Here is a 26655-nt window from a genome sequence, read left to right as displayed (position 1 = left end):
GTGGGTCGAGTGAGCCCGACCGCAGTACCGAGCCCCCGCAGGCCCGCCGCCGCTTCCACACACCGGCCCGCCGCCCCCCGCCGGCGGGCCGGCCGCGCGGTGGGGCTCGGTGCAGGATCCCTCGCAATCGTGCTCGCGGCAGGCTACGCCGTCGTCTGCGCCATCGCTCCGCTGCCAGAACCGGTGGTGACGTTGGACGCACCCGCGGCGGTCACGATCTCGGCCGACGATGCCGACGTGCGACGGGCGGTCGATGCCGAGCCGGAGCCGACCGCGATCGGATGGCTGCACGACGACGAGATCTGGACGAACACGCAGCGCCCGGCGCCGATCGCGAGCATCTCGAAGCTCGTCACCGTGCTCGTCGCGCTCGATGCAGCACCCGTGGCTGCGGGCACCGATGGGCCGACGCACGTCTGGACGGCCGAGGACGCCGCGCGGCAGGCACGGTACGTCGCCGATGACGGCGTCGCGTTTCCCATACCCGTCGGCACCGAGGTGACCGCGCGTCAGATGCTGCAGCTCGCGCTCGTACCGTCGGCGAACGACTTCGCAGCTGCCTACGCGTACTCGGTGTTCGGCGACAATGATGCGTTTCTCTCCGCGGTCCGGGCCTGGCAGGACCGCGAAGGGCTCGCATCGCTCTCGCTGTTCGAGCCGACCGGTATGGACGAGCGCAATGCGGCCTCCGCGTCCGACGTGCTGCGCCTCGCGCGCCTCGCGCTCGCGAACGACACGGTCGCCGAGATCGTCGCGATGCCGCAGGTCTCCCTTCCATGGGGCATCGGCACCGTGGAGAACACGAACCCGCTGTACGGAGCGCTTGACGGTGTGATCGGCATGAAGACCGGGCGCACGAGTGTCGCCGGCTACAACCTCGCGGCGGCGCGCACGAGCGATGCGCTGGGTCGCGACGTCGTCCAGCTCGCCGTCGTGCTGGGCCGAGCGACGGCCGAGGATCGCCTGAGCGCGAGCCTCAGCATGTTCTCCGCGCTGGACGCCGCGCCCGCACGCACGCAGATCATGGCGCACGACGAGCGGGTCGGCACGGCGAGAACGGTCGACGGCGTCGAGATCCCGATCCTGATATCGGGCGACGGCGCCGAAGTCGTGCTCCTCCCCGGAGAAGCCGCAGAGCGAACGGTCGCCCTGGAGACGGGCGGGTTCTCCGAGGCCGGCGCGCCGGATGCCGGACTCACGGGGGCCGATGCCGAAGCCGGGCGACGAGTGGGCATCCTGCTCCTCTCGGGCCCCACCGAATCCGACGAGCGCGCCTTCGACGTCGTCACGGGTGCCGCGATCACCGCGCCCGACTACGGCTGGCGCCTCACGCACCCCCGCGAGCTCTTCACCTGGAGCTGAGCCGGGTTCCCGAGAACGAGCGGGCGGCGCTGCCTCAATTCACCGGATCGACGACGTCGAATCCCAGCGAGTCGGCGACGGTCGTCATATTCGCATCGTGCGTCACGATCGTCACGTTGCCAGCACCGATTCGCTGCGCGGAAGCCAGATGCAATGCGTCGAGAGACTTGATGTGGGGGCGGATCGCCGCTGCCTCCGTGATCAATCGATTGTCGACCGCGAGCAGGGCGAGCTCCGATAGGAACTCATCGGCCCCATCTACTGCGATGGACTCGCGGCGCAGCACTCGTTTCATCTCGAGCTCGAGGATGCGTGATGAGACGAACGTCGCGCGCCGGTCGGCGAGATTGTCGTACCAGTCGATCGCCGATTGGCTGTGCCCCAGCAGGATGCGCAGCGCGACCGAGGTGTCGAGGTACCAGTAGCTGCGGTCCAGTTCCTCAGAGCGCGCTGTCATCGCTCACCTCTGCGATCAACTCGTCGAGATCGCGAGAAAGACGGACGGGCGAGCGGTGCCCGATGGGACGGTGACCGCGTCGCGGCGCGGACGCCAGCCCGGCGGCGACGAGCTCATCGATCGGATCGCCGCTGCTGGCAGGCTCGGGCACCAGTCGCAGCACGACGCGGCCGCGGTTGGTCACGCGAACCGTCTCGCCGCGTTCAATCGCGTTGCGCGCAACAGACGACACACGCTGATTGAACTCGGTCATCGTGATACTCTTCATATCCGAATTGTAGTATCTTCATGCTAGATTCGGAAGCAAGGTTGTTACCCCAACGACCTCAATCGAGCAGCGCGCCACCGGCGAGCCGGCGCACGACGCCGGTGAGATGGTCGACTCCCGCGACGAGATCGGCTTCCTCCGTGAACTCGTCGAGGCTGTGGGAGATGCCCGCGACGCTCGGCACGAAGAGCATGACGGTCGGCACCGTGTCCTTCATGTTGGTCGAGTCGTGCCCGGCGACCGTCATCACGCGATCATGGGTGAGACCGAGCTCCTCCGCGACCTCACGGGCGAGCTCGACGCCGGCTTCGGGGTACGGGTTCTGATCCCAGCTGTGCTCGGCCGTGACGGCGATCTCCACGCGATCCTCGCGCTGCACCCGCTCGATCGTGCGCTGCAGCGAGGCATGGGCCTCCCGGATCACGTCGGCGCTCGGCGAGCGCAGGTCGAGCAGCAACCGCACCTCACTGGCGACGACCACGGGCGAGTTGGGATACACGTTGAGCTCACCGCACGCGGTGTGCAGCGCGCCCGGCTCGAACTCGTCGACGAGCTCGCGCGCCGCCACGACGAGCCTGGCCGCGCCGAGCAGGGCGTCGCGCCGATCGACCATCAGCGTCGACCCGCTGTGCGCCTGCGCCCCGGTCACCGTGAATTCGAACTTGTGCGCCGCCCACGTCGCATTCACGAGACCGATCGTGACGCCGTCCTCCTCCATGCTCCGACCCTGCTGCACATGGATCTCGGCGTACGAGGCGACCTCGCGGCCCGAGTCGCCTCCGAATACGTCACCGGCGCCACGTTCCCCGATCGCATCGAGGGCGTCGCCGACCGTCACCCCTCGCGGATCGGTCGTCGCGAGCGCCGCGTCGAGCGGCATCTTGCCGGTGAACACCGAACTGCCCATCATCGAGGGCTTGAAGCGCGACCCCTCCTCGTTGAACCAGTTGACGACCGCGAGATTCACACGGGCAGCCGACGGATCGGCACGAAGCTCATTGGCCACGCGGAAGCACGCGTGGGCCGACGCCATCACGCCGAAGGCGCCGTCGAAGCGGCCGGCGGTCGGCTGCGAGTCCAGGTGCGACCCGGTCAGCACGTAGGGCGCACCGGGCACGAGTTCCAGCAGCCCGAACTGATTGCCGGCCGCGTCGCGCTCGACCGTGAATCCGTGCTGCTCGAGCAGCTGCGCGAACCAGGCGCGCTGCTCGCCGTCGGCTGCGGTCGCGGCCTGCCGGTCGACGCCGTTCGTGCCCGGCACGGCACCGAAGCGCGAGTGCACGGCCCAGTCTGCGAGGAATGCGTCATCGAGGTGCTGCGTCATGGTCGTCTCTGTTCTCTCGTTCTTCACTGTCGTCTGCTGCGCGCGTGCCTCAGGCCGCGATCTCGTCGGATGCCGGTGGCATCACCCTGTCCGAGATCAGCACGTGAATCAATGCGGGAGCATCTCCCGCGAGTGCGCGATCCAGCGCCCCCGCAAAATCCTCTGTGGCCTCGACGCGCTCACCGTGCCCTCCGAACGACCGCATCCAGGCCGCGAAGTCGGGATTCGCCATCCGCGTGCCCGACGGTCGACCCGGATAGTGCCGCTCCTGATGCTGCACGATCGTCCCGTAGATCCCGTTGTCGACCACGATCACCAGCGGCTTCCCGCCGTGGGCGACCGCGGTCGCGAGCTCCTGCCCGTTCATCATGAAATCGCCGTCGCCGCACACCGCGACCGCACGTCGATCGGGAAACACGAGTGATGCCGCGACGGCCGCCGGAACGGCGAGGCCCATCGCGCCATTGCGCGCGCCCACGAGGCTCGCCGGGGTCAAGTGCTTCACGAACCGGTGCGCCCAGATCGTCGCGTTCCCCGCGCCGAAGGTGAGCACCGCCTCGCCCCGCAACCGCTCGTCGAGTTCGCCGAAGGCGACGCCGAGGTCGACGCCCGGATTCTCGACATCTGCCGGGATCCCCGAAGCGCCGGCGACACCGGGCACCGACGCGTCAGGTCGGTGCTCCGCGAACCGCGCCTGAGCCACTGACCGGTCTCGCATCCACGAATCGTCGCGGTCGCCGCGAACTGCAGCGGCATCGACACCGGAGAGCGCCTTCGCGAAGGCCTCCGGCGTTGCGAGCAGGTGCTGATCGAGTCGCCCCGCATGCATCGTCGCCTCGGGATCGACGCCGACGAGCACGGTCTCCGCATCGAATCCGAGTCGGTATCCGTCGCTCATCACGTCGGATCGACCGCACCCGACGAACACGAGGAGGTCTGCCGCCGCATACCCGGCAGCGACCGCATCCGCGCGGCCGTACCCGAGCCAGCCCGCCCACGCGGCTCCGGCGTGCGGCACCGCGTCGTACGCACGCCAATCCGCGAACACCGGGACGCCTGCGGATTCGGCGAAAGCGAGCACCTCTCGGCCAGCTCCCGCATGCCAGCCGTCACCTCCGACCACGAACGCCGGGCGCTCGGCGCGGGCGATCCGTTCACCGAGCTCCTCGATCTCGGCACGTGACGGCTGCGGGTTCGGGGAGGCGATCCGCCCACTCGGCGCAGCCTCGGTCACATGCACGAGCACGTCCTCCGGCAACCCGACCACGACCGGACCAGGGCGGCCGGAGGCGGCGATCCGCATGGCCTCCGCCACGAGCTCCCCCGCACGATCGGCGTCGTCGATCGTGAGCACCCGCTTCGCGGTCGAACCGAACCATCCGGTGAGACTGAACTCCTGGAACGAGTCCCGCTCACGGTCGGCCACCGGAATGAGCCCGACGAACAGCACCAGAGGGGTCGCGTCCTGCCACGCCGTGTGGATCGCGATCATCGCGTTCGACGCCCCCGGGCCGCGCGTCACCATCGCGATCCCCGGCACGCCGGTCAGGCGCCCCTCGGCGAGCGCCATGAACCCCGCACCGCCCTCCTGCCGACACACGACCGTCTCGATCGACGAATCGTGCAGCCCGTCGAGCACGTCCAGGTAGCTCTCCCCTGGCACTGCGTAGACACGGGAGACCCCGTGCTGCTCGAGCGTGCGAACGATGAGATGACCGGCCGACTGCGACATACGATAATCCTTCCAAAAACGGTGTGAGTGAGGCTGTGAAGTCCGGGGTCAGGGGCCGATCGGGAGCAGAGACGCGAGCGATTCGCCCGCGGCGATCCGCGCGAGCAGCTCGGGCTCGTCGCGATCCGATGCCTGAGCCGCGCTGAGCACCTCCGGGTCGATGCGGCCGCCCGGGAGGACGAGCACGCCGTGCGCGTCGCCGAGCACGAGGTCCCCGGTCGACACGGGCACGCCGCCGATGACGACGGGCTGGTCGACAGCGCTTCCCGCCAGTGCGCCGGTGCGTTTCGTCGTTCGAGCGGTGAGCCCGGTCGCGTACACGGCGAGCCGATCCTGCGTCTCGCGCAGCGCCTGGACGTCGGTGACCGGGCCGTCGACCACGATGCCGACCGCACCCTGCGCGATCGCAGCTCGCGCGGTGACGGCTCCGACGGGCGCGTGCGCACCGCCCGCGACCCGGATCACGAGCACCTCGCCGGGCCGGGCCGCGAGAAGCGCTCGGTTCACCTCGTATGCGTCGGGTTCGCGCAGGTCGAGGGTCCTCGCGAAACCGACGAGTTGCGGGCTCCGCGTGACCGGATGCACCCGGGGGTCGACGAAACCGTCTTCGATGAAGTGGCCGAGCGTCGGCAGCTCGACCTCGCGCAGAGCGTCGAGAAGCTGAGCGTGCTCGAGCGTCATGCGACGACCTCGGGCACCACCGCGACGCACTCGATCTCGAGCGCGATCTCCCAGATCGACACGCAGACCGTCGTCCTCGCGGGCAGGTCGTCGGTGAAGTACCGCGCGTACACGCGGTTGAACGGTTCGCGCTGCTCCGGAGATGTCAGGTAGGCGTTGACTTTGACGACGTGCTGCAGGCCACTTCCCGCCGCAGCGAGCACTGAGACGAGGTTCTCGAGGCAGCGCGCGACCTGGTCTTCGAAATCGTCCGGCGCGGAGCCGTCTGCGCCGAAGGGCACCTGGCCCGTCGTGAAGACGAAGCCGTTGGCGACGACCGCCTGCGAATACGGACCCAGCACCGGGGCGAGCCCCGGTGCTGCGCTGATCCGCCGGATCACGGCGCGACGTCCACGCTGGTGGTCGCTTCCACCCGGTCGATGTTCTTCTGGCTGTTCTCCCCCAGCAGGAAGAGCGCCACGAATGACAGCCCTGCTGAGGCGGCGATGTACCAGGCGATCGAATCGCTCTGCCCGGTCAGGTTGAGGAGCCACACGGTCACGGCGGGGGTGATCGCCGAGCCCAGCAATCCCGAGAGCATGTACGCCACGGACAGCCCCGAATACCGCACCTTCGCTCCGAACAGTTCGGCGAGGAAGGTGGCGATCGGCCCGTAGTTCGCCGAGAAGGCGATCATCATCAGGCCGTACGCGAGGAACACGGCCGCGGGGTTGCCCGTGTTCAGCAACCAGAAGAATGGGAACGCGAGCAGGGCCTCAGCAGCGATCCCCGCGGCGATGATCGGCTTGCGTCCGACTCGGTCGGAGAGCCGCCCGAAGAACGGGATGAAGAAGATGCCGAGCAGGCAGGCGACGAGCACGACCCAGAGCATGAGGTTCGCGGAGTACCCCTGCTCGCTCGTGCCGTAGTTCACTCCGGATGCGACCATGAGCGTGAAGCTCGAACCGGTCGACAGCGTCGCCACACCGCCGAGGATGACCTGCTTCCAGTAGTGGCGCATGAGGTAGGCGAACGGGAGCTTCGCCTTGGCGCCCTGTTCGCGCACCTGCTGGAAGCTCGGCGTCTCCTCGATGTTGAGTCGGATGTAGATGCCGACCGCGACGAGCAGCACCGATGCGATGAACGGAACGCGCCAGCCCCACGTGTACAGCGCTTCCGTCGACACCGTCGCCGTGACGATGAGGAAGGCGACGTTCGCGAGGAGCGTTCCGAACGGGACGCCCACCTGGACGAGCGATCCGTACCAGCCGCGGCGCTCCTGGGGAGCGTGCTCGACGGTCATCAGGACAGCGCCGCCCCATTCACCGCCGAGCGCGAGGCCCTGGATGATGCGCAGCGTCAGGAGGATGAACGGCGCCGCGATGCCGATCGTCGCGAAGTCGGGCACGAGACCGATGGCGAGCGTTGCGCCGCCCATGGTCAGCAGCGAGATGAGGAGCATCGATTTGCGCCCCAGACGATCGCCGAAGTGGCCGAAGAGGATCGCGCCGAGGGTGCGCGCGACGTAGGCGGCGGCGAACGTGAGGAAGGAGAGGATCGTTCCGACCGCCGGGGGCAGATCGGGGAAGAACACCTGATTGAAGACGAGCGCGGAAGCGGTTCCGAAGAGGAACAGGTCGTACCACTCGACCGTCGTGCCGATGACGCTCGCGGTGGCGATCTTCCTCATCTTGGATTGGTCCAGTCGTGCGCTGCGGACTTCCGTGTCCTGAGCGGGCGTCGTAGTCATCGAGTCTCCTGTGATTCGAGTGGCGATCGGGTCAGAGTTCACCCTCCCAGCGCTCCGAGGCCCCGACAAGCAGCATCTGCACACGAGTCCCGCGAAGTTCTAGTGAAATGCACAAGGGTCGAGCCGAGCGAGCGGCGATCAAGCAAAATGGAGTGTGTGATTGCTCAACCATCCGCCGAGACCCGCGACTGGTGGTCGGTCGCGCTGCAGCGGCTGGAGACCGATCTCCCCGCGCTCGTCGACGACTTCCTCGCCCGCCTCACTCGACTCAGGGGCGGGTACGCCTCCGTGCAGGAAGCCGACCTGCGGCAGACGGCCCATGACACGCTCTCCTACCTCATCGCGCGACTGGCCGGTCGACCGGTACCGCGCGGCCTCGTCGATCTGCCGCAGCGGCTCGGGGTGAGGCGCGCACGGCAAGGAGTCGATCGCGATCAGTTGCTGGAAGCCGTGCGGCTCGATTACCGGGTGCTCTGGGCCGGCCTCGTCTCGATCGCCGGCGATGCTCATGCCGACGAACTGGTGCAGCACGCTGAACCCGTGCTGACCTCCGTGGAGGACTACATTCACGCGGTGCAGGTCGCGTTCCTCGACGAGCGAGAAGCGCTCGCCTCCGACAGCCGCACCCAGGAGACACGGGCGTTCGCGCAGTTGCTGGCCGCAGACGACCCGGCGGGCATCGCCGCCGAGATCGCTGCACGACTGCGGTTTCCGGCCGATGCGATATTCGAGATCTGCCTCATCCCGACGTTCTCGGCTGCTGACGCCCGCCGCATCGCCATCACGTTCGAGCGCACCCGGCAGCGCTTCTTCGCCTGGGACTTCGACGACAGCGTGCTGTTCGTCAGACCGCGCGTGGCAGGCGACCATCCGCTGACGAGCATCGGCGGCGTGCAGATCTCCACGGTTCGAGGCCTCGCCGCAGTGCCGCCGGCTGTCGAGTTCGCCCACCAGCTGCTCCCCTTCGCGACACCCGGGCGGCTGAGCGATGAGAACGACCTCTGGCTCGCCCTCGCGTCCGACACGGTCCTGTCAGCGATGCCGCAGGTCTTCTCCCATGCGCGTCACGCGATGCAGCAGGTTCGCGCGGACGAGCGCGCGCGGCTGCTCGACACGTTCGCGCGGTTCTGCGCGAACGGCTCGATCAAGCGCACGGCAGAGGAGATGTTCGTGCATCGCAATACCGTGGTGAACCGATTGCAGGCATTTCATCGCGTGACGGGGTGGGATCCGACCGTGCCGGCAGAGGCAGCGCGAGCCCTGCTGGCGTTCGGCCGGAACCCGGACCCGATCGATCAGGATCGCGAGTCGTAGCTCAGCGCACCGCCGAGCACGGTGGCGACGATGCCGAGTTCGGCCAGGTCGGGCGCCGTCAGCGGCGAAGCCGAGAACACGGTGAAATCGGCGAGCTTGCCGCGCTCGAGCGTTCCCTTGTCGGCGAACTGCCCCGTCGCGCGCGCCGCCCATTCGGTGTGCGTGCGCAGGGCTTCCTCCGGAGTGATGGCCTCTGCCTCGCCGAGCACGGTGTCGTTCTCCGTGCGGCGGTCGACGGCCGCCTGCATGCCGCGACGCAGATTGTTATCAGCGACCGGCAGGTCGGAGGAGCCGGCGAGGATGATGCCGGCGTCGATCACGGACCGCCCGCGGTACAGCCAGTCCGCGCGGTCGCGGCCGACGCGATCCGCCATCTGATCGCCGAAGGCGCTGATGAACCCGGCCTGCGGCGTGACCGCCACCCGCAGCCGCCCGGCGCGCTCCACCTGGTCGGGTCGGGCGATGCCGAAGTGCTCGATGCGGCACGGAACGTCGAGTCGTCCGTAGCGATCCTGCGCCTCCTCGATGAGATCGAGGGCGAGATCGATCGCGGCGTCGCCGATGGCGTGCAAGGCGAGCGGCCACCCGGCCCGGTATGCGCCGAGTGCGCGCTCGCGGTAGACCGCCGGCTCGTCGAGCAGATAGCCCGTGTTGTGCTCATGCCCGCAGTAGTCCTCGGTCACGGCCGCTGTGGCTCCGAGCAGCGAACCGTCGAGGAAGACTTTGACGTGCCCGAAGCGCACGGCGTCATCGCCGAAGCCTGCACGGATGCCGAGATCGAGGCCCGCCCCTGCACCTTCGCCGGCGAAGTCGGAGGCGTGCCCGCTGAGCGGCCGGAGCGCGTCGATCGCGGGCATCAGCTGGGCGCGCGCGTGCAACCGTCCCCGCTCGGACGCCGCCTGGTAGGCCGCGACCTCGATGGGGCTGTGGCCGATCCATCCCCCGCCGACGCCTGCTTCGGTGAAGCTCGTGATCCCCTGCGCGGCGTACCGGCTGGTCGCCGCTTCGAGAGCCTCGACGAGTCGCTCGGTCGAGTAGGGCAGCAGGAGCGCCTGGACAAGCCCCTGCGCGGCCTCTTCGAGCAGGCCGGTGGGCGCGCCCTGCGGGTCTCGCACGACGACGCCGCCGGTGGGGTTCTCGAAGTCGGCCCCGAACGCGCCGACGAGCCGGAGCGTGGCGCTGTTCGTGATCGAAGCGTGGCCGGAGGTGTGGCGCAGGTAGAGCGGGCGTTCGCCGGTGATCTCGTCGAGACGCGCGATGTCGGGGAACGCCCCGCCGTGGTGCGCCTGGTTGAAGCCCGTGCCGTGCACCCAGGCGTCGGCGTCTCCGAGGGCGTCGAGACGCTCGACCTCGGCCGCGATCTGGGCGTACAGGGCATCGAGGCCGCGGGTCGTGCTGAGATCGATCGACGCGAGCCCGAGCCCCCACCAGGCGGTATGGCAGTGCGCATCGATGAGGCCTGGCGTGACGCACGCGTCGCCGAAATCGTGGGTCGTGACGGCTTCGAGGCCGGCGATCTCCTCGTCGAAGCCGACGATTCGGCCGTTCAGGACACCGACCGATGTGACGGAGGGGCGCGCGGGATCCATGGTGAGGATCTCGCGAGCGGTGAGAATCAGGTCGAGTTGCATGGGGGTCTCCTCAGGCTGCGATCTCGTCGGCGGCGGGCGGCATGACGCTGTCGTCGATGAGCAGGTGGATGAGTGCTGGGCGGTCGGCTGCGAGCGCACGATCGAGCGCTCCGGCGAAGTCATCGGTGTGCTCGACTCGCTCGCCGTGCCCGCCGAAGGCGCGCATCCACTCGGCGAAGTCGGGGTTCGCCATGCGCGTGCCCGATGGGCGCCCCGGGTAGTGCCGCTCCTGGTGCTGCACGATCGTGCCGTAGATGCCGTTGTCGACGACGATGACCAACGGCGTGCCGCCGTGCGCGAAGGCGGTGGCGAGTTCCTGCCCGTTCATCATGAAGTCGCCGTCGCCGCAGACCGCGACCGAACGGCGATCGGGGAACGCTAGCGATGCCGCGACAGCTGCTGGCACCGCGAGGCCCATCGCGCCGTTGCGCGCGCCGACGAGGCTCGCAGGGGTGAGATGGGTGACGAATCGATGCGCCCAGATCGTCGCGTTGCCCGCGCCGAACGTCAGCACGGCCTGCCCCTCGAGGCGGTCGCCGAGTTCGCCGAACGCGACTCCGAGGTCGACGCCCGGGTGCTCGGTCTCCGCAGGGATCCCGGAGGCGCCGGCGACACCGGGCACTGACGCATCCGGTCGGTGCGCCGCGAAGCGCTGCTGCGCCTCCGACCGGTCGCGCATCCACGCGTCGTCTCGGTCGCCGCGGATGTCCGCGGCGTCGAGCGCGCCGAGCGCGGCGACGAACGACGCAGGGGACGACAGCACCTGCTGGTCGATGCGCCCGGCATGCATCGTGGCCTCCGGGTCCATCGTCACGAGCACCGTCTCGGCTCCGAAGCCGAGACGGTATCCGTCGCTCATCACATCGGATCTGCCGCACCCGACGAGCACCAGGAGGTCTGCCGCCGCGTACCCCGCCGCTACCGCGTCAGCGCGACCGTAGCCGAGCCAACCCGCCCACGCCGCACCCTCGTGCGGCACGGCGTCGTAGGCGCGCCAGTCGGTGAAGACGGGCACGCCCGCCGCCGCGGCGAACTCCAGCAGCGCGCGCCCCGCGCCGCCGTGCCAGCCGTCGCCGCCGGCGACGATCGCGGGCCGCTCGGCGCGGGTCAGCCGCTCGGCGAGCGCGGTGAGCTCCGCAGCCGAGGGCTGCGGGTCGGGTACCGCGATGGGCGCGCTCGGCGCGGCATCGGTCAGCTCCACCAGCACGTCCTCCGGCAGACCGATGACGACCGGGCCCGGACGACCGGCAGCTGCAGTGCGCAAGGCCTCTGCCACGAGCTCGCCCGCGCGATCCGCATCGTCGATGGTCATGACGCGTTTCGCCGTCGACCCGAACCAGCCCGTCAGGCTGAACTCCTGGAACGAGTCGCGCTCGCGGTCGGCGACCGGGATGAGGCCGACGAAGAGCACCAGCGCCGTCGCGTCCTGCCACGCCGTGTGGATCGCGATCATCGCGTTCGCAGCGCCGGGGCCCCGCGTCACCATCGCGACACCCGGCACGCCGGTGAGCCGCCCCTCGGCGAGCGCCATGAACCCGGCGCCGCCCTCCTGCCTGCAGACGACCGTGTCGATCGACGAATCGTGCAGACCGTCGAGCACGTCGAGGTAGCTCTCACCCGGAACGGCGTAGACGCGCTGCACGCCGTGCGCCTCGAGGGTGCGGACGATGAGGTGGCCTGCCGACTGTGACATGTGGTGCGATCCTTCCGGGGTACAACGGGATGAGAACGAGAAGGGCCGGTGCGGTCCCCTTCCGGAGATCCGCACCGACCCGTTCGATCAGTGCTTGAAGCCGGGCAGGTTCACGCTCAGGCGAGGCGCGACGGCGCCTGCGAATGCCGAGAAGAGGCTCAGGAAGATGAGCATCGCGGCGGCCGGCCACCAGTGGTTGGCTGCCGCGGCGACGAAGCCGGTCGCGAGCAGCGGGATGAAGCCCGAGAGCATGCCTGCGGTGTTCTGCGCCAGGCCGACGCCGGTGTACCGCGTCTTCGCCGGGAACAGCCCGGTGAGCACAGTGCCGGACGCCGCGTACGGCAGCGACAGGGCCGCGACGGCGAGCGTCATCGAGAGCACGACCAGCACGGGGTTGCCGGAGGCCAGCATGAGGAAGGCGGGGATCGCCACGACGGCAGAGGTCACGCCGCCCCACAGGATGACCTTGCTCGCCCCGTACTTGGAACCGAGTACACCGCCCCAGATGAGGACGAAGATCTCGACGGTGGCGGCGACCATGCTGCCGAGCAGCATCAGCGAGGAGTCGTAGCCGAGCACGTTCACGCCGTAGTACACGCAGAACGCGGTGACGAGGTAGAACCCGCCCACGCCGAGCAGTGCTGCTGCCATGCCGACGATGATCTGCTTCCAGCTGTGTTTGAAGGTGCTGGCCACCGGGGTCTTGTCGATCTCGCCCGACTCCTCGAGCTGACGGAAGACCGGCGATTCCTCGAGCTTCGAGCGGATGTAGACCGCGACGATGAGCAGCGGGAATGCGATCAGGAACGGGATGCGCCAGCCCCAGGAGCTGAAGCTCTCCTGCGACAGGATGAGCGTCATCACGAAGAATCCGCCGGAGGAGAGGATCGTGCCGATGGGCGAGCCGATCTGCGGGATCGCCGCGTACCGGGCGCGGAGGTGCAGCGGCGCGTTCTCGACCACGATCGTCATGGCGCCCGACCACTCGCCGCCGACGAAGAGGCCCTGGAGCACGCGCAGCAGCACGAGCAGGATCGGGGCGGCGATGCCGATGGCGGCGTAGGTGGGCAGCAGGCCGATGAGGCCGGTGACGATGCCGATGCCGACGATCGTGATCATGAGCACCTTGCGGCGACCGATGCGGTCGCCCATGCGCCCGAAGATGATGCCGCCGATGGGGCGCGCGGCGAGGCCGACGCCGAACGTCGCGAACGATGCGAGCGCCGCCGCAGTGGCGTTCTCGCTCGTGAAGTACTGGACGTTGAAGACCAGCGCGGCGGCGGCGCTGAACAGGAAGAAGTCGTACCACTCGAGTGCGGTGCCGATCAGCGCCCCGAGTGCGACCTTGTTGGCGTCTTTGACGCTGAGTTCTTGCGTGGCACCGTATTCGATCGATGCCGTGTGGGTTGTCTCGCTCATGCGTTCTCTCCGTCGAGGATGCGGGATCCGTGAGGTGCGGCTCTCGCGCGGTTGCGCGGGCGTCGGTACTCGATCATTGCAGGGAATCCGCACATCGCGGGTGCCATATCGCCCCCGAACGCGACAAGATTTCAGTGCATGTGCACATACACTGGCCGAATGGATGATCGTTCCGCCGACGCGCTCAGCGACACCCCCGAGGCAGCCGACCGGGATCGATGGCTCGAACTCCTCGCAGAGCTCGACCCGGAGTCGCTCACCGACCGGTTCCTCGCGCAGGTCGGGACGGTGCCCGGCTACGACCCGGCGCCCATTCCCGTCTCGGAACTGCGACGCACGGGCACGCTCTCATTCATCTCCCTGATCGAGGGGCTGCGCGCTGGCGGGTTCGCCGCGCCAGTGCCGGTCGCGACCGACGTCGGCGTGTCGCGAGCGCGCGCCGGCATCCCGCTCACCTCCCTCATGACGGCCATTCGACACGACTTCACCGTGCTGTGGGAAGCGCTCACCCGGGCGGCGACCGCCGAAGACGCGCAGCTCATCGTGCGGCACACGAACATCGTGCTGCGCACGGTCGACGACTACGTGCACCAGACCGAAGCGGCGTACCTCGCCGAGCTGCAGCGCATGAACGAAGAGCAGGCGTCAGTTCGGCAGGGCCTCATCGCGGCGCTCTTCCAAGACGTGCAACCGGGATCAGAGCGGCTCGAGACGATCGCCGCAGACCTGGGGCTCGGCGACGCCGCTCCGCTCCACGTCGTGGCCGCCGTCGATGACGACGTCGCCGCCCTGCGGGTGCACATCTCCGAGCTCGAGCGGGCGGGCGGGAAGGTGTTCACGCACCACCTCGGCGAGACGCTCATCGCATTCATGCGCCAGGTCGCCCTTCCCGGGTCGCGACTGTCAGAGGTCGCCGCGCGCGTACTCGACCTGCGCGTCGGTATCACTCTCGCCCCCGGGGGCGTCGTCGACCTGCGACGCGCCGCCACCACCGCGGCGTCGCTCGCGCGCGCCTTCGTCGCCGACGAATCCGGCGCCATGACGTGGAGTCGCGGTTGGGCGCGGTTGGCCGCGCGCAGCCTGCTCGACGCCGGCAACCCGATCCTCGCCGATGTGCACGACGCGCTCGCCCGATGCACGCCGGCAGAGCGAGCGCGGCTCGAGGAGGCGGCGCGCAGCTACCTCGAGACCGGCAGCATCGGCGCGGCCGCCGATGCACTGTTCTGCCACCGCAACACGCTCGCGAACCGACTGCGCCGCTTCGCCGATCTCACCGGCGTCGACCCGCTCGTGCCCGCAGACGCCGCGCGCCTCGTCGTCGGGTGGGCCTAGGCGCCGCCCGACCCCGATCGCGTCAGGCGCGCACCGCTTCGAACGTCTTGCGATACCGGGACGGCGCGACGCCGTAGGCCGCGGCGAATCCCTGACGGAAGGTGACGGGACTGCCGAATCCGCACGCCTCCGCGATGTGCTCGACCGACCACTGGGTCGTCTCCAGCAGGCGACGGGACTCGTCGAGGCGGCGCGCGCGCACCCAGGCGGCGGGCGTGGATCCTGTCGCTGCGTGGAATGCGCGCACGAACGTTCTGCGACTCATGTGCGCTCGGTGCGCGAGCCGGTCGACGGAGAGGGGTTGGTCCAGGTGGGCGAGCGACCAATCGAGCACGTCCGAGAACGGATCTCCGGCCGATGCCGCTGGGAGCGGTCGATCGATGTACTGCGCCTGCCCACCGTCACGATGCGGCGCCACCACGAGACTGCGGGCGACGCGGTTCGCCGCGTCGGCGCCGAGACGTCCTCTCACGATGTGCAGGCACGCGTCCAGCCCGGAGGCGGTGCCCGCCGCCGTGAGCACGTCTCCGTGGTCGACGTATAGAACCGTCTCGTCGAGATCGATGTCGGGGTGCCGCTCCGATACAGCGCCGAACGCCTGCCAGTGCGTCACGGCGCGGCGCCCCGCCAGGATTCCGGCGTCGGCCACGGGAATCGCGCCGAGGCACAGACCGGCGATCGTCGCTCCTCGCGCGTGCCCGAGTCGAAGCAGGTCGAGGAGGCCGGAATCGGGCGACCGGCCGTCCTCGTACCACGAGGGCACCACGATGAGATCGGCCTCATCCGCGCGATCGGCACCGTGCACCCCGCTGAGCGTCAGCCCTTCAGCGGTGCGGATCGCGCCCGCCGTGTCTGAGAACAGCTCGGTGCGCCAATCGGCGAGACCGAGGCGGCGCACCTCGTCGAAGACCATCTGCGGGACAGCGAGATGGAACGTGGTGACGCCGGGGAAGGCGTATATCGCGATCCGCATCGATGCTCCCGTCGTTCCGAGATTCCGTCTGGCCCGAAACCATCATATCGCGGCATTTCTGCCACTTGTGAGGGGGGCTCCGATGACAGATCGTAGGGAGAGCATCCGCACCCGGATGCGCACCCGCTGACCTCCAGGAGCTTCCCATGGCATCCCCGCGCCGCGCCCTCGTCCTCGTCGACATCCAGCAGCAGTACTTCGACGGCCCACTCGAGATCCACTACCCGAGCATCACCGATTCACTCGCGAAGACCACCGCCGCGATCGCGGCTGCGACCGAGGCCGGCATGCCCGTCGTGGTCGTGCAGCACGACGGCGGAGAGGGCGCCCCGGTCTTCAGCCCCGGCAGCGCGTCGTTCGCGCTGCACCCCGAGATCGAACGGCTCCGCACCGACGACTGGAAGCACGTCGTCAAGCAGTACAGCTCCGTCTACCCGGGCACCGGTCTCGCGGAGTGGCTGCGCGAGCGCGACATCGACACCGTCACGCTGGCCGGTTACATGACGAACAACTGCATTCTGGCATCGGCTGCGGAGGCAGAGGTGCTCGGCTTCACCACCGAGGTCCTGTCAGACGCGACCGGAGCGATTCACCTGTCGAACGCGGCGGGATCGGCCTCGGCCACGACCGTGCACCAGACGCTGATGGCGCTGCTGCAGTCCAACTGGGCCGCCGTCGCGTCGACCGATGAGTGGCTGACCGCCACCGCTGCCGGCACCTCGGTGCCCGCGAGCAACCTCGTCGAGTCAGCCATCGCCGGCGCTCAGCACGCGGTGCAGTCGTAACGGGAGCCGGCTCCGAGCTCAGCGGAGACGATCGGCCACGATGCGCTGCAAGGCTTCGAGCGAGAGGGTGACCGACTCCACGTCGATGCGCTCATCGTTGCCGTGCACGCCCTCGCGGTACCGCTCATAGCTCCACTCGGGGCCGAGCAAGCCGAAGCCGTACGCTGGAATGCCGAGTTCGCGCAGCACTCGTGCGTCTGAACCGCCCGCCGCCATGATCGGCACGACCGGGGCGTCGGCGACCGCCTCGACCGCGCGCTCGATCGCGGCGAAGAGCGGCGTGTCCGACGGCGAGGCCGTGGCGGCCCACCCGCGCAGGTGCTCGATCTCGATGTCGTCGGCGAGGGGCCCGAGCACGGCGCGCAGCAGGCGATCGACCTCGGCGTCCGTCGTGCCAGGAAGGGTGCGGATGTCGAGGTCGATCGTGCCCATCGCGGGAATCACGTTGTGCGTCATGCCGGCGCGCAGCACCGTCGGCGACATGGTGATGCGCGAGACCGCGTGGGCGTATCCGGCGATGCCGCCGAGGTGCGGAAGCGCGGCGTCGAGGCGCACCGGATCGCGCAGTCGCTCGGCCAGCGCTGGATCCTGAATACGCGCGCCGACGAACGCGTTCCACAGCGGACCGAGCTGCGCGGCGGGCATCACCTCACCCAGACGCTGCAGCACCTCGCCCACGCGGTACGACGCGCTTTTCGCGCCGTACGGGATCGAGGCGTGGCCGGGTTTGCCGTGGATGATGAGCCGCCGACCGGCGGACCCCTTCTCGGCCACCTCGATCGCCACATGACGCCCCATGCGCATGCCACCCGATTCGGAGAGCGCTTCGGTGACGCGCACCGTCTCCGGGTGCTGCCGTACGAGCCAGTGGATGCCGTACTCCCCGCCGCCCTCTTCATCTGCGACCGCGAGCAGCACGAGGTCGCCTCGCGGCGGCTCCGGTGCCAGCGCCGCGTCGCGCAGCACGCAGGCGAATGCGGCGGTGAGGTAGAGCATGTCCACGGCGCCGCGGCCCCAGATCTCTCCGTCGATGAGATCACCGCCGAAGGGGTTTCTGGTCCACCCTTCGGGATCGACGGGCACGACGTCGAGGTGCCCGAGCAGTCCGAGCGAGGGAGCATCCGGGTCGGTTCCGCGCAGCCGCGCGACGAGCGAGGCCCTGCCGGGAGCCGATTCGAGCACGTGCGTCTCCACGCGGCCCGTGGCGACGGCCTCTGCGAGGAAGCGCTGCAGCACCCGCACGCTGCGAATCTCCTGCCCCGATGCGACACTGCCGTCGTTGACGCAGGCCTCGCGGATGAGCGATCGCAGCAGCGCGATGGTGTCGGCTGCCGACCCGCTCGCGGGGGCGGTCGAGGTCGGAGCACTCGATGCATCGCCGCGTTCAGACACCGCCAGCCACCTCCTCTTCCCGGGTCGCGCCCGCTTCACCCCTCCACCCTACTCGGGATGGAAACGGCGAGGATCAGGCCGTAACAGCGCGTTCGACGGAATCGAGGATCGCGGAGACGCCGGCGCGGTACACCGCCATGCCGTCGACTGCGAGCAGCGCATCGCGGTGGGCATCCACGAGCGGGTAGTCGCTGAGGGTGATGGGCCCGAAGGTGCTGATCCAGGGAATCGATCCGTCGCGGGCGGCGTGGCCCCGCTGAAAGGCCTCGTTCGCCATCGCCGAGGAGTGCGCCAGCATGAACCCCGAGATCGCCGCGTAGAACCGGATGAGCGCGTCACCGCTCAACCCGGCCTCGACGAGCATCTCGAGCAGGAATTCGACGGCCGAGGCATCTCCGGGGCCGGCCGGGTCGGTGACCGCGCCCTCCTTGCCGATCGCCGGGTACTCGAGACTCAGCTCCGCGGTGCGCGTCACGACGACCTCGAGCCGTTCGCGCCACGTACCGGAGGATGCACGGCCGGCTTCTGACGCCCAGCCGCTGATGCGGTCGAGCGAGGCCCGCACCAGTTCGTCCTTGTTGCGGAAGTGGCGGTACATCGCCGAGGCGTCGACGCCGAGATGCTCGCCGAGACGCTTGAAGGTGACCCGCGAGGTCGGTTCGGTGCGGGCGAGCTCGAGCACCCCGTCGACGATGGTGCGCTGGTCGAGCCGCACGCGTCTCGTGCTCGGACCACTCGTCACCATCGGCCTCCATCTTGATCGGTGCATCCGGCGCATTCCGGTGTGGGATCAGTGTAACCAGGCGGCGTCACGGAAAGTCAACGATCATGTCAACAACGTTGACTCAGCGCTCGATTGCGCATACCTTGAACACCTACGCATCGAAGAAGATACGCCGAAGGAGGCTGCGGTGACGCACACCCCGACCGCTGACACCGTGCTCGAGCACGGATGGGTCTACACCGGAACCGAGAGCTCGCCCGTCTACGGCGGGGTCGCCATCGCCGACGGACGCATACTCTCGACCGACCCCGACGAGGTGGCACGCCTCGCCGAATCAGCGACCACCCGCGTCGACCTCGACGGCCGACTGGTGATCGCCGGGTTCCAGGACGCGCACGTGCACCCCGTCATGGCGGGGGTCGAGCTACTGAGCTGCGATCTCTCGGGCTGCGAGACGGCAGCGGACACGCTCGCCGTCGTCGCCGCGTACGCCGACGCGCACCCCGATCTCCCCTGGATCCAGGGGGCCGGCTGGTCGATGGACGCCTTCCCCGGCGGCACCCCCACCCGTCAGATGCTCGACGAGATCGTGCCCGACCGGCCGGTGCTGCTCGAGAATCGCGACCACCACGGCGCGTGGGCGAACACCCGCGCCTTCGAGCTCGCCGGGATCACCGCAGAGACGGCCGACCCCGCCGACGGGCGCTTCGAGCGCGAACCCGACGGCACCCCGGCCGGCACCGCCCACGAGGGGGCGATGAGCCTCTTCGGCGCCGTGCGGCCGCGGCCCACACTCGAGCAGGCGTACGCCGGGCTCCTCGCCGCGCAGCAGCACCTCCTCTCCTTCGGCATCACCGCCTGGCAGGACGCGGCGGTCGGCGAATTCATGGGCAGCCCCGACACGGTGCCGGTGTACCTGCGCGCAGCGCGGGACGGCGCGCTCAAGGTGCGCGTGCGCGGAGCGCAGTGGTGGAACCGGGAGGACGGCGACGCCCAGCTCGGGCCGATCCTCGCCCGCCGCGACGAGGTCGCGAGCCAGTGCCACCCCGACCAGCTCTCGCTCGCCTCCGTGAAGGTCATGGTCGACGGCGTCGCCGAGAACTTCACCGCTGCGATGCACGAGTGCTACCGGGATCACCACGGCAACGCGACCGAGAATCGCGGCATCTCGTTCTTCGACCCACGCGACATGGCGCGCTTCGTGGCCGCCCTCGACCGAGAAGGGATGCAGGTGCACTTCCACGCGCTCGGCGATCGCGCGGTCACCGACGCGCTCGACGCCGTGGAGCACGCCCGACAGGAGAACGGCGCGAGCGGAAACCGCCACCACCTCGCGCACCTGCAGGTCGTGCGCTCGGAGGACGTGGCCCGCTTCGCCCCGCTCGAAGCGACCGCGAACATTCAGGCGCTGTGGGCGTGCCACGAGGATCAGCTGGACACGCTCACGCTGCCCTTCCTGGCCGACGACGCCGAAGAGCACCACTACCCCTTCGGCGAACTCGTCGCATCGGGTGCGCGCCTCGCAGCGGGAAGCGACTGGTCGGTCTCGAGCCCCGACCCCGTGCAGGCGATCCACATCGCAGTGAACCGACGCTCGCCGCACAACGACCTGCCCCCGCTCGGCCCCGAGTCGCAGCGGCTCACCCTCGCGCAGGCGCTCGACGCCTACACGCAGGGCACGGCACGAGTGAACCACCTCGATCACGTCACCGGACGCATCGAGCCCGGCTACTACGCCGACCTCGCCATTCTCGACCGCAATCTCTTCAACCTCGCCCCTGCAGATCTGCACACCGCGCGCGTCGACGAGACGTGGATCGGCGGCGAGCGCGTGTACTCGCGAGCGGAGGACGCAGCGTGACCCGCCGCCTGACCCGCCGCGGCATGCGCGGTACGGCCACCGTCGGCACGGCGATCCTGCTCGTCACCGGCCTCGTCGGCTGCGGGCAGAGCGCCGTCGGCAAGGATGCCGGCACCTTCGAGCTGGAGGCGAGCACTCCCGCTCCCGTGGGCGAGATCGACTCGTACACGTGGGCGCTCGGCACCGAGCCGTATTCGCTCGACCCGGCATACGCATTCGACTACGCCGACAACACGGTGCTCTCGAACGTCTGCGACTCCCTGCTCCGCTGGAACTCCGACCTGTCGGTCTCGCCCGGCCTCGCCACCGGTTTCGAGCACCCCGACCCGCTCACCTGGGTCTACACGATCCGCGAAGGCGTCAAGTTCCACGACGGCACCGAGATGACCCCGAACGACGTCGTCGTCTCGTTGATGCGGCACCTCGATCCCGAGGTGGCGTCGTTCTGGTACGACACCTTCAAGAACGTCGACACGATCGAGCAGACGGGCGAGCACGAGGTGACCGTGCGCACCGTCGTACCCGACTCGCAGTTCAATCAGCTGATGTCGGCGGCCCCCGGCGTCATCCAGTCGGCCGCGACCACCGAAGCGGCGGGTGCCGACTACGGCAACCAGTCGACCGGGGTCAACTGCACGGGCCCGTTCTCCTTCGGCGAGTGGCGCTCGGGCGAGTCGATCACCCTCGACCGCTTCGACGACTACTGGGATCCCGAGCTGCGCGCGAAGGCCGAGCAGATGACCTTCGTGATCCTCACCGACCCGAACGCGCGCGTCAACGCGCTGCAGACCGGCGAGATCGATGGCGCTTGGACGATCCCGAGCAACGCCATCGACGTGCTGCGGGCGAGCGACACCGGCAGCGTGCACTTCGGTCTGAACGCGACGGTGCAGAGCCTCATCGTGTCTGACATGGACGGCCCGCTCGGCGACGTGCGCGTGCGCCAGGCTCTGACCATGGCGCTCGATCGCGAGGCGCTCGTGCGCGCCGCCGTGCAGGGATACGCGACGCCGACCGACGCGCTCACATCCGAATCGGTGTGGATCAACGGCGACCCAGAGGCCGCGAACACCGCATTCGAGGACCTGCCGAACCACGACTACGACCTCGAAGAGGCGCGGCGCCTAGTCCAGGAGGCCGGCGCCGAGGGCGCGAAGATCACGTACGCGACTGCGTCGCTCGACGCCTCCTTCGATGTCATCTCCCAGGCGGTCGCGTCGGCGGGCGCCGAGATCGGCCTCGACATCGAGATCGACACCCGCACCCCGAACGCGTACACGCTGCTGTTCTCCGACCCCACCGCGCTCGAGGGCGTCGACCTGATGACGACGCGCTGGTACCTCTCGAGTACCGACCCGCTCGAGATGTACGCGGTGCTGCGCACCGGCGAGTTCTCGAACTACGGCCAGTGGTCGAACGACGAGTTCGACACCATCGTGAACGAGGCGCTGCAGACGGACGACGCATTCGAGCGCTCCCATCTGGCCGCCGAAGCGCAGCGCCTCACGAGCGAGGAGCTCCCCTGGATTCCGCTCTTCGACGTACCGACGACCCTGTGGCTCGGCGACCGGATCACGGGCGTCGATCCATCGATCTCCTACATGTACTACCCCTGGGCCGCGACGATCGGGAAGGCGGAGTGATGACATCAGCTGGCGCTGCTGCAAACGAGACGCGGGCCGTGCGACTGCGCGAGGACGGCACCTCGTCCGGCCGTCAGCGCGGGGGGCGCCGCAGTCGCGGCCGTCGTGGTGGGACGACCGCGCGGTTCGTGCTGGGACGCCTCGTCGGCCTCGTGGCGACGTTGTTCGCCGCCTCGCTCGTCGTATTCTTCTCCCGCTTCGTCGTGCCGGGCGACCCGGCGCGCTTCCTCCTGCGCGGCAGGAGCCCGAGCCCGGAGGCCATCGCCGAGGTCACGAAGCAGTACGGCCTCGACAAGTCCCCGATCGAGCAGTACCTCTCGTGGATCAGCGGCGTGGTGCGCGGCGACTTCGGCCGCTCGCTCCAATACCGCGACGATGTGTCGAGCGTGCTGCTGGCCCGGCTCCCGGTCACCCTCGAACTCGTCGCCCTCGCCGCGGTGATCATCGTGCTCTTCGGGCTCGCGGCCGGCATTTTCGCCAGTCTGCGGCGCGGCAAGCTGACGGATCGCGTGATCCTGATGACGTCGACGGCGCTCGGCGCGATGCCCGCCTTCGTCATCGCGATCCTGCTCATCGCGGTGTTCGCCGTGCAACTCGGCTGGTTCCCCTCCTTCGGCAGCGGAGACGCCGGCTGGGACCGCTTCATGCACCTGATCCTCCCCGCATTCGCCCTCGGCCTCGCGTTCGTCGCGCTCATCGCCCGGGTCACCCGCTCCTCGATGAACGAGCAGTTCGTGCGCGAGCACGTCGAGGTGGCCACCAGCCGCGGACTCACCCGGTCATCGGTGGTCTTGCGGCACGTACTGCGCAACGCGGTCGGTCCGATCCTGCTCGTCAGCGGCGTGCTCGTCGCAGGTCTCCTCGTCTCGAGCGCGATCGTCGAGCAGACGTTCGGACTCGCCGGCATGGGGTCGCTGCTCGTGCAGTCGGTCGATCGACTGGACTTCCCGGTCGTCCAGGCCATCGTGCTCGTCGTCGTCGTCGCCTTCGTCACCATCAACACCATCGTCGATCTCATCCAACCGCTGATCGACCCCCGCATCGCCGCAGGATCGGAGACCCGATGAGCACCTCTGCCTCCCAGGCCGCACCGCGGCCCGCCACCTCAGGATCGTCTCCGGATGTCCCGCCGAACGCCACCCGCGCCCTCACCGTGCCGAAGTCGCTGCGGCGCAGGCGCTTCTCCGTCCAGGCCACGGTGTCGCTCGTCTTCGTCGCGATCGTCGTACTCGCCGCGGCGCTCGCGACGCTGATCGCGCCCTACGACCCCGATCACGTCGACCTGCAGAATGTGCTCTCCGGCCCCAGCTGGGCGCACTGGCTCGGCACCGACGCGCTCGGCCGCGATCTGCTCACCCGACTGATGTTCGGCGCGCGCACCTCCCTCATCGGTCCGCTCATCGTCGTCATCGGCTCGACCGTGCTGGGCCTCCTGCTCGGCCTCATCGCCGCGTGGCGCGGCGGATGGATCGACGCCGTGCTCTCGCGCGTCTTCGACTTCCTGTTCTCGTTCCCGGCGATGCTGCTCGCGATTCTCGCGGTCGCGCTCTTCGGCAAGGGACTCTTCGCCCCGGTGCTCGCCATGACCATCGCCTACATCCCCTACGTCGCCCGGCTCACCCGTGGGCTCATCGTGGCGGAGCGCACCCGGCCCTACGTGCAGGCCTATCGAGTGCTCGGGTTCCGCGGATCGTGGATCGCCCTGCGCCGCGTGCTCCCGAATGTCGTACCGACCGTCGGCGCCCAGTCGACGCTCAACTTCGGGTACGTGCTCGCCGACCTCGCCGCCCTGTCGTTCATCGGCCTCGGCGTGCAGGCCCCCACCGCCGACTGGGGCTCCATGATCAACGAGAGCCGCGGGGCACTCATGAGCGGGGCGCTCCTGCCGACGTTCGTGCCCGCCGCAGTCGTCGTGCTCGTGGTGGTCGCCATCAACATCATCGGCGAAGAACTGTCCGACCGCATCGGAGGCAACTTCTCATGACCCAGCTCCTCGATATCGCAGATCTCTCCCTGCGCGTTCCCGGACGCGGCCCGCTGCTGAACGGGGTGTCGCTGTCGGTAGCCTCCGGCGAATCCGTGGCCCTCGTCGGCGAATCCGGATCGGGCAAATCGCTCACCACCCGGGCTGCTCTCGGCCTGTTCCCCGACCACGCATCGCTCGCAGGGTCGGTACGCGTCGGCGACATCGACACCGTGACGGCGAGCGAGGCGCAGCTGCGCACGATCCGCCGCACACGTGCGTCGATGATCTTCCAAGACCCCCGCGCCGGCATCAACCCGGTGCGCACACTCGGCGACTTCCTGACCGAGACACTGGTGCGCTGGCACGGACTGAGCCGATCCGACGCCGCGACGCGCGCCGTGGCTCAGCTGGAGCAGGTCGGGTTGCCGCGTGCCGCCTCGCTGCTCGACCAGTACCCGCACCAGCTCTCGGGCGGCATGCTGCAACGCGTGATGATCGCCGCAGCTCTGCTCGATTCACCCGATCTGCTGCTGTGCGACGAACCGACCACCGCGCTCGACGTCACCACCCAGGCCGGCATCGTCGATCTGCTCCGCGAGCAGCAGGCGGCACGAGGGATGGGCATGCTGTTCATCACGCACGACCTCGGGCTCGCCGCATCGCTGTGCGAGCGCGTCGTCGTGCTGCGCGGCGGGCTCGTGGTGGAAGCGGGCGCGACCGAGTCCATCTTCCAAAGGCCTCGTGAGGCCTACACTCGCGAGCTGCTCGCCGCGACACCGCGCATCGAGGTGCGAGAGGTTGCCGCCGGTGCGGCGGGCGCTTCGGCGCCTGTGGACCCCCCGCTGATCGTGGCCTCGGGGCTCACGAAGCGCTACCGGGTGACGGGGCGCGACGATGTGACGGCGCTCTTCGACGTCGACTTCTCGCTCGCGCGCGGCGGATCGCTCGGCATCGTCGGCGAATCCGGCTCGGGCAAATCGACGCTCGCGCGCATCCTCGTCGGGTTGGAGCAGACCGACGAGGGAGAGCTGGTGGTCGAGGGCGTCACGCGACCCGATCGCGCGCTCTCGGGAGCCGAACGCCGGACACTCGCGTCCAGCACCCAGATGGTGTTCCAGGATCCGTATCTCTCGCTCGACCCCCGCATCGCGATCGGCCGTTCAGTCGCCGACGTCGTGCGCCTGCACGCCGGGGGAACGCGTCGAGATGCCGAGTCGGCGGCCGGCGCGCTGCTGGAGCGCGTCGGCATCCGGCCCGACCAGCTCGCCGCGAGGCCGAAGGCGCTCTCGGGCGGGCAGCGGCAGCGCGTCGCGCTCGCGAAGGCGCTCGCCGCGAAGCCGAAGCTGCTCGTGCTCGACGAGGCGACGAGCGCACTCGACGTGTCGGTGCAGGCGCAGGTACTCGAACTCATCGAGGAGGTGCGCGAGCAGTTCGGGCTCACCATCGTCTTCGTCACGCACGACCTCGCCGTCGTCTCTCGGATCTGCGCTGAAACCCTCGTGATGCAGCGCGGCGAGGTCGTCGAGTACGGAACGACGACACAGATCCTCACCGACCCGCAGCAGGAGTACACGCAGCGCCTGATCGCGTCACGGCCCGAACCGCTCTGGCTGCAGGCGGCGTAGGGGGCCCACCAGCCACGTTCGGGGCGCTTTCGGTGCTTGTTGGACGGTGGCAAAGTTCGAGGCAGGAGAAGTCGAACGCGCATTGTGCCAGCATGTCGTCTCATCATGAGATGGCAGTGCCCGGTCAGCAGCAGGGCTTTTCGCTGCCGACCGCTTAGCAGCGCTGACATCCCGATCAAGATGTACCCGGACACGCAAAGAGCGTCGGAGCCCAACTGGCCTCCGACGCTCCCTGCTTTAGTGAATGAGCAAATGCTTACTTGGCTGTAACGCTATGCGTCGCGTCTTCCTCCGTATCTTGTTCGCGGCGACGCTTGAGGAAAAGGATGATTCCGGCGAGTGCCAAGACGACCGCTCCAACACCCCAGGGAAGCAACGTGCTTCCGCCTGTGGTAGCGAGAGGGCTGTCCGCGGCGGGTGCCTCGACCGCAATCACATCCGGTGCTTCAGGAGCGACCGGTGCTTCAGGAGCAACCGGTGCCTCAGGAGTGACCGGCGCCTCAGGAGCGACCGGAGCATCCGGAGCATCCGGAGCATCCGGAGCGACCGGAGCGACCGTATCAACGATCACCGGAGTGGGCTCAGACTCGTTCCCGGACTGATCAACAGCAACCACATCGTAGTTACCATCCTCAACCGGACCACACGAGAACTGACCGTTCTCGTCAGCCACGGTCTCGCACACCGTTTCACCGGTCTCCGGATCACGGATCTCGACACCAGCACCCGGCTCGGTTTCACCCG

General features: G+C 69.1%; 23 protein-coding genes. 9 read left to right on the top strand and 14 right to left on the bottom strand.

The genetic code is table 11. From position 1 onward, the window contains the following. Positions 1-9: 9 nt before the first annotated feature. The gene (locus JSQ98_RS11925) at positions 10-1362 is read left to right on the top strand and encodes a D-alanyl-D-alanine carboxypeptidase family protein (RefSeq protein WP_211649865.1); all 1353 of its coding nucleotides are present in this window, start codon (positions 10-12) and stop codon (positions 1360-1362) included. A 34-nt stretch (positions 1363-1396) separates the two neighbouring features. Here the strand turns inward: JSQ98_RS11925 and JSQ98_RS11920 are convergent, their stop codons facing one another. The 7 genes from JSQ98_RS11920 to JSQ98_RS11890 are packed head-to-tail and all read right to left on the bottom strand — an operon-like array spanning position 1397 to position 7553. Continuing rightward, positions 1397-1819, bottom strand: coding sequence for a PIN domain-containing protein (locus JSQ98_RS11920; protein ID WP_211649864.1), 423 nt, complete (start codon positions 1817-1819; stop codon positions 1397-1399). Next, a complete protein-coding gene (locus JSQ98_RS11915; protein ID WP_211649863.1) occupies positions 1803-2087 on the bottom strand; it encodes a type II toxin-antitoxin system Phd/YefM family antitoxin in 285 nt (94 codons plus the stop codon). The genes JSQ98_RS11920 and JSQ98_RS11915 overlap by 17 nt, the downstream gene beginning before the upstream one ends. 58 nt (positions 2088-2145) lie before the next feature. Continuing rightward, entirely contained in the window at positions 2146-3411 is a 1266-nt protein-coding gene (locus JSQ98_RS11910) for a M20 family metallo-hydrolase (protein ID WP_211649862.1), read from the bottom strand. A 49-nt stretch (positions 3412-3460) separates the two neighbouring features. Continuing rightward, positions 3461-5143, bottom strand: a complete 1683-nt coding sequence (locus JSQ98_RS11905) for a thiamine pyrophosphate-dependent enzyme (protein ID WP_211649861.1) — start codon at positions 5141-5143, stop codon at positions 3461-3463. A 48-nt stretch (positions 5144-5191) separates the two neighbouring features. Then, positions 5192-5824: an RraA family protein gene (locus JSQ98_RS11900; protein ID WP_090146244.1), complete on the bottom strand. Its 633-nt coding sequence runs from the start codon at positions 5822-5824 to the stop codon at positions 5192-5194. Further along, a complete protein-coding gene (locus JSQ98_RS11895; protein ID WP_200330438.1) occupies positions 5821-6204 on the bottom strand; it encodes a Rid family hydrolase in 384 nt (127 codons plus the stop codon). Before JSQ98_RS11895 ends, JSQ98_RS11900 begins: the two co-directional genes overlap by 4 nt. Next, positions 6201-7553, bottom strand: coding sequence for an MFS transporter (locus JSQ98_RS11890; protein ID WP_234037115.1), 1353 nt, complete (start codon positions 7551-7553; stop codon positions 6201-6203). Before JSQ98_RS11890 ends, JSQ98_RS11895 begins: the two co-directional genes overlap by 4 nt. Before the next feature lie 156 nt (positions 7554-7709). Between JSQ98_RS11890 and JSQ98_RS15430 the strand changes: the two genes are divergently transcribed. Then, positions 7710-8867 carry an RsbRD N-terminal domain-containing protein gene (locus tag JSQ98_RS15430; protein WP_141653191.1) on the top strand — a complete coding sequence of 386 codons (1158 nt, stop codon included), beginning with the start codon at positions 7710-7712 and terminating at the stop codon, positions 8865-8867. On the opposite strand, the gene JSQ98_RS11880 is transcribed toward JSQ98_RS15430, so the two are convergent. The 3 genes from JSQ98_RS11880 to JSQ98_RS11870 form a co-directional block, all read right to left on the bottom strand. Beyond that, positions 8849-10498, bottom strand: a complete 1650-nt coding sequence (locus JSQ98_RS11880; protein WP_200330442.1) for an amidohydrolase — start codon at positions 10496-10498, stop codon at positions 8849-8851. The two genes, JSQ98_RS15430 and JSQ98_RS11880, sit on opposite strands and share 19 nt — an antisense overlap. 10 nt (positions 10499-10508) lie before the next feature. After that, the gene (locus tag JSQ98_RS11875) at positions 10509-12191 is read right to left on the bottom strand and encodes a thiamine pyrophosphate-dependent enzyme (protein ID WP_211649860.1); all 1683 of its coding nucleotides are present in this window, start codon (positions 12189-12191) and stop codon (positions 10509-10511) included. An 87-nt stretch (positions 12192-12278) separates the two neighbouring features. After that, positions 12279-13610, bottom strand: coding sequence for an MFS transporter (locus JSQ98_RS11870; RefSeq protein WP_090146236.1), 1332 nt, complete (start codon positions 13608-13610; stop codon positions 12279-12281). 159 nt (positions 13611-13769) lie between these two features. On the opposite strand from JSQ98_RS11870, the gene JSQ98_RS11865 reads away from it, so the two are divergent. Beyond that, positions 13770-14942: an RsbRD N-terminal domain-containing protein gene (locus JSQ98_RS11865; protein WP_211649859.1), complete on the top strand. Its 1173-nt coding sequence runs from the start codon at positions 13770-13772 to the stop codon at positions 14940-14942. 22 nt (positions 14943-14964) lie between these two features. On the opposite strand, the gene JSQ98_RS11860 is transcribed toward JSQ98_RS11865, so the two are convergent. Further along, entirely contained in the window at positions 14965-15915 is a 951-nt protein-coding gene (locus tag JSQ98_RS11860) for a GlxA family transcriptional regulator (RefSeq protein WP_211649857.1), read from the bottom strand. 146 nt (positions 15916-16061) lie between these two features. On the opposite strand from JSQ98_RS11860, the gene JSQ98_RS11855 reads away from it, so the two are divergent. Next, positions 16062-16700, top strand: coding sequence for an isochorismatase family protein (locus JSQ98_RS11855; RefSeq protein ID WP_090146230.1), 639 nt, complete (start codon positions 16062-16064; stop codon positions 16698-16700). Between the two features lie 18 nt (positions 16701-16718). On the opposite strand, the gene JSQ98_RS11850 is transcribed toward JSQ98_RS11855, so the two are convergent. Next, positions 16719-18092: a M20/M25/M40 family metallo-hydrolase gene (locus JSQ98_RS11850; RefSeq protein WP_211649855.1), complete on the bottom strand. Its 1374-nt coding sequence runs from the start codon at positions 18090-18092 to the stop codon at positions 16719-16721. Between the two features lie 73 nt (positions 18093-18165). Continuing rightward, positions 18166-18837, bottom strand: coding sequence for a TetR/AcrR family transcriptional regulator (locus JSQ98_RS11845; RefSeq protein WP_249290823.1), 672 nt, complete (start codon positions 18835-18837; stop codon positions 18166-18168). 166 nt (positions 18838-19003) lie between these two features. On the opposite strand from JSQ98_RS11845, the gene JSQ98_RS11840 reads away from it, so the two are divergent. The 5 genes from JSQ98_RS11840 to nikE are packed head-to-tail and all read left to right on the top strand — an operon-like array spanning position 19004 to position 25911. After that, entirely contained in the window at positions 19004-20677 is a 1674-nt protein-coding gene (locus tag JSQ98_RS11840) for an amidohydrolase (RefSeq protein ID WP_211649854.1), read from the top strand. Continuing rightward, positions 20674-22320, top strand: a complete 1647-nt coding sequence (locus JSQ98_RS11835) for an ABC transporter substrate-binding protein (RefSeq protein ID WP_346728786.1) — start codon at positions 20674-20676, stop codon at positions 22318-22320. The genes JSQ98_RS11840 and JSQ98_RS11835 overlap by 4 nt, the downstream gene beginning before the upstream one ends. Beyond that, positions 22320-23387 (top strand): ABC transporter permease, encoded by a 1068-nt coding sequence (locus JSQ98_RS11830; RefSeq protein ID WP_211649853.1) that lies wholly within the window; start codon positions 22320-22322, stop codon positions 23385-23387. The genes JSQ98_RS11835 and JSQ98_RS11830 overlap by 1 nt, the downstream gene beginning before the upstream one ends. Next, positions 23384-24304, top strand: a complete 921-nt coding sequence (locus tag JSQ98_RS11825; RefSeq protein WP_249290822.1) for an ABC transporter permease — start codon at positions 23384-23386, stop codon at positions 24302-24304. Before JSQ98_RS11830 ends, JSQ98_RS11825 begins: the two co-directional genes overlap by 4 nt. Then, entirely contained in the window at positions 24301-25911 is a 1611-nt protein-coding gene (gene nikE, locus JSQ98_RS11820) for a nickel ABC transporter ATP-binding protein NikE (RefSeq protein ID WP_211649852.1), read from the top strand. The genes JSQ98_RS11825 and nikE overlap by 4 nt, the downstream gene beginning before the upstream one ends. A 256-nt stretch (positions 25912-26167) precedes the next feature. On the opposite strand, the gene JSQ98_RS11815 is transcribed toward nikE, so the two are convergent. Next, the coding region (locus tag JSQ98_RS11815; RefSeq protein ID WP_249290821.1) for an Ig-like domain-containing protein at positions 26168-26655 on the bottom strand (488 nt) is incomplete at its 5' end.

Origin of the sequence: Leucobacter manosquensis (genome assembly GCF_018304845.1) — a bacterium.
GTDB lineage: Bacteria > Actinomycetota > Actinomycetes > Actinomycetales > Microbacteriaceae > Leucobacter > Leucobacter alluvii.
Note: the sequence above shows the minus strand (reverse complement) of the source record. Positions and strands in the feature narration are given on the sequence as shown.

Coding starts and splice junctions, on each gene's coding strand:
- JSQ98_RS11920 (WP_211649864.1), bottom strand. CDS start 1,819: ATGACAGCGCGCTCTGAGGAACTGGACCGCAGCTACTGGTACCTCGAC.
- JSQ98_RS11845 (WP_249290823.1), bottom strand. CDS start 18,837: ATGGTGACGAGTGGTCCGAGCACGAGACGCGTGCGGCTCGACCAGCGC.
- JSQ98_RS11880 (WP_200330442.1), bottom strand. CDS start 10,498: ATGCAACTCGACCTGATTCTCACCGCTCGCGAGATCCTCACCATGGAT.
- JSQ98_RS11855 (WP_090146230.1), top strand. CDS start 16,062: ATGGCATCCCCGCGCCGCGCCCTCGTCCTCGTCGACATCCAGCAGCAG.
- JSQ98_RS11905 (WP_211649861.1), bottom strand. CDS start 5,143: ATGTCGCAGTCGGCCGGTCATCTCATCGTTCGCACGCTCGAGCAGCAC.
- nikE (WP_211649852.1), top strand. CDS start 24,301: ATGACCCAGCTCCTCGATATCGCAGATCTCTCCCTGCGCGTTCCCGGA.
- JSQ98_RS11825 (WP_249290822.1), top strand. CDS start 23,384: ATGAGCACCTCTGCCTCCCAGGCCGCACCGCGGCCCGCCACCTCAGGA.
- JSQ98_RS11830 (WP_211649853.1), top strand. CDS start 22,320: ATGACATCAGCTGGCGCTGCTGCAAACGAGACGCGGGCCGTGCGACTG.
- JSQ98_RS11910 (WP_211649862.1), bottom strand. CDS start 3,411: ATGACGCAGCACCTCGATGACGCATTCCTCGCAGACTGGGCCGTGCAC.
- JSQ98_RS11870 (WP_090146236.1), bottom strand. CDS start 13,610: ATGAGCGAGACAACCCACACGGCATCGATCGAATACGGTGCCACGCAA.
- JSQ98_RS11915 (WP_211649863.1), bottom strand. CDS start 2,087: ATGAAGAGTATCACGATGACCGAGTTCAATCAGCGTGTGTCGTCTGTT.
- JSQ98_RS11865 (WP_211649859.1), top strand. CDS start 13,770: ATGGATGATCGTTCCGCCGACGCGCTCAGCGACACCCCCGAGGCAGCC.
- JSQ98_RS11875 (WP_211649860.1), bottom strand. CDS start 12,191: ATGTCACAGTCGGCAGGCCACCTCATCGTCCGCACCCTCGAGGCGCAC.
- JSQ98_RS11900 (WP_090146244.1), bottom strand. CDS start 5,824: ATGACGCTCGAGCACGCTCAGCTTCTCGACGCTCTGCGCGAGGTCGAG.
- JSQ98_RS11860 (WP_211649857.1), bottom strand. CDS start 15,915: ATGCGGATCGCGATATACGCCTTCCCCGGCGTCACCACGTTCCATCTC.
- JSQ98_RS11890 (WP_234037115.1), bottom strand. CDS start 7,553: ATGACTACGACGCCCGCTCAGGACACGGAAGTCCGCAGCGCACGACTG.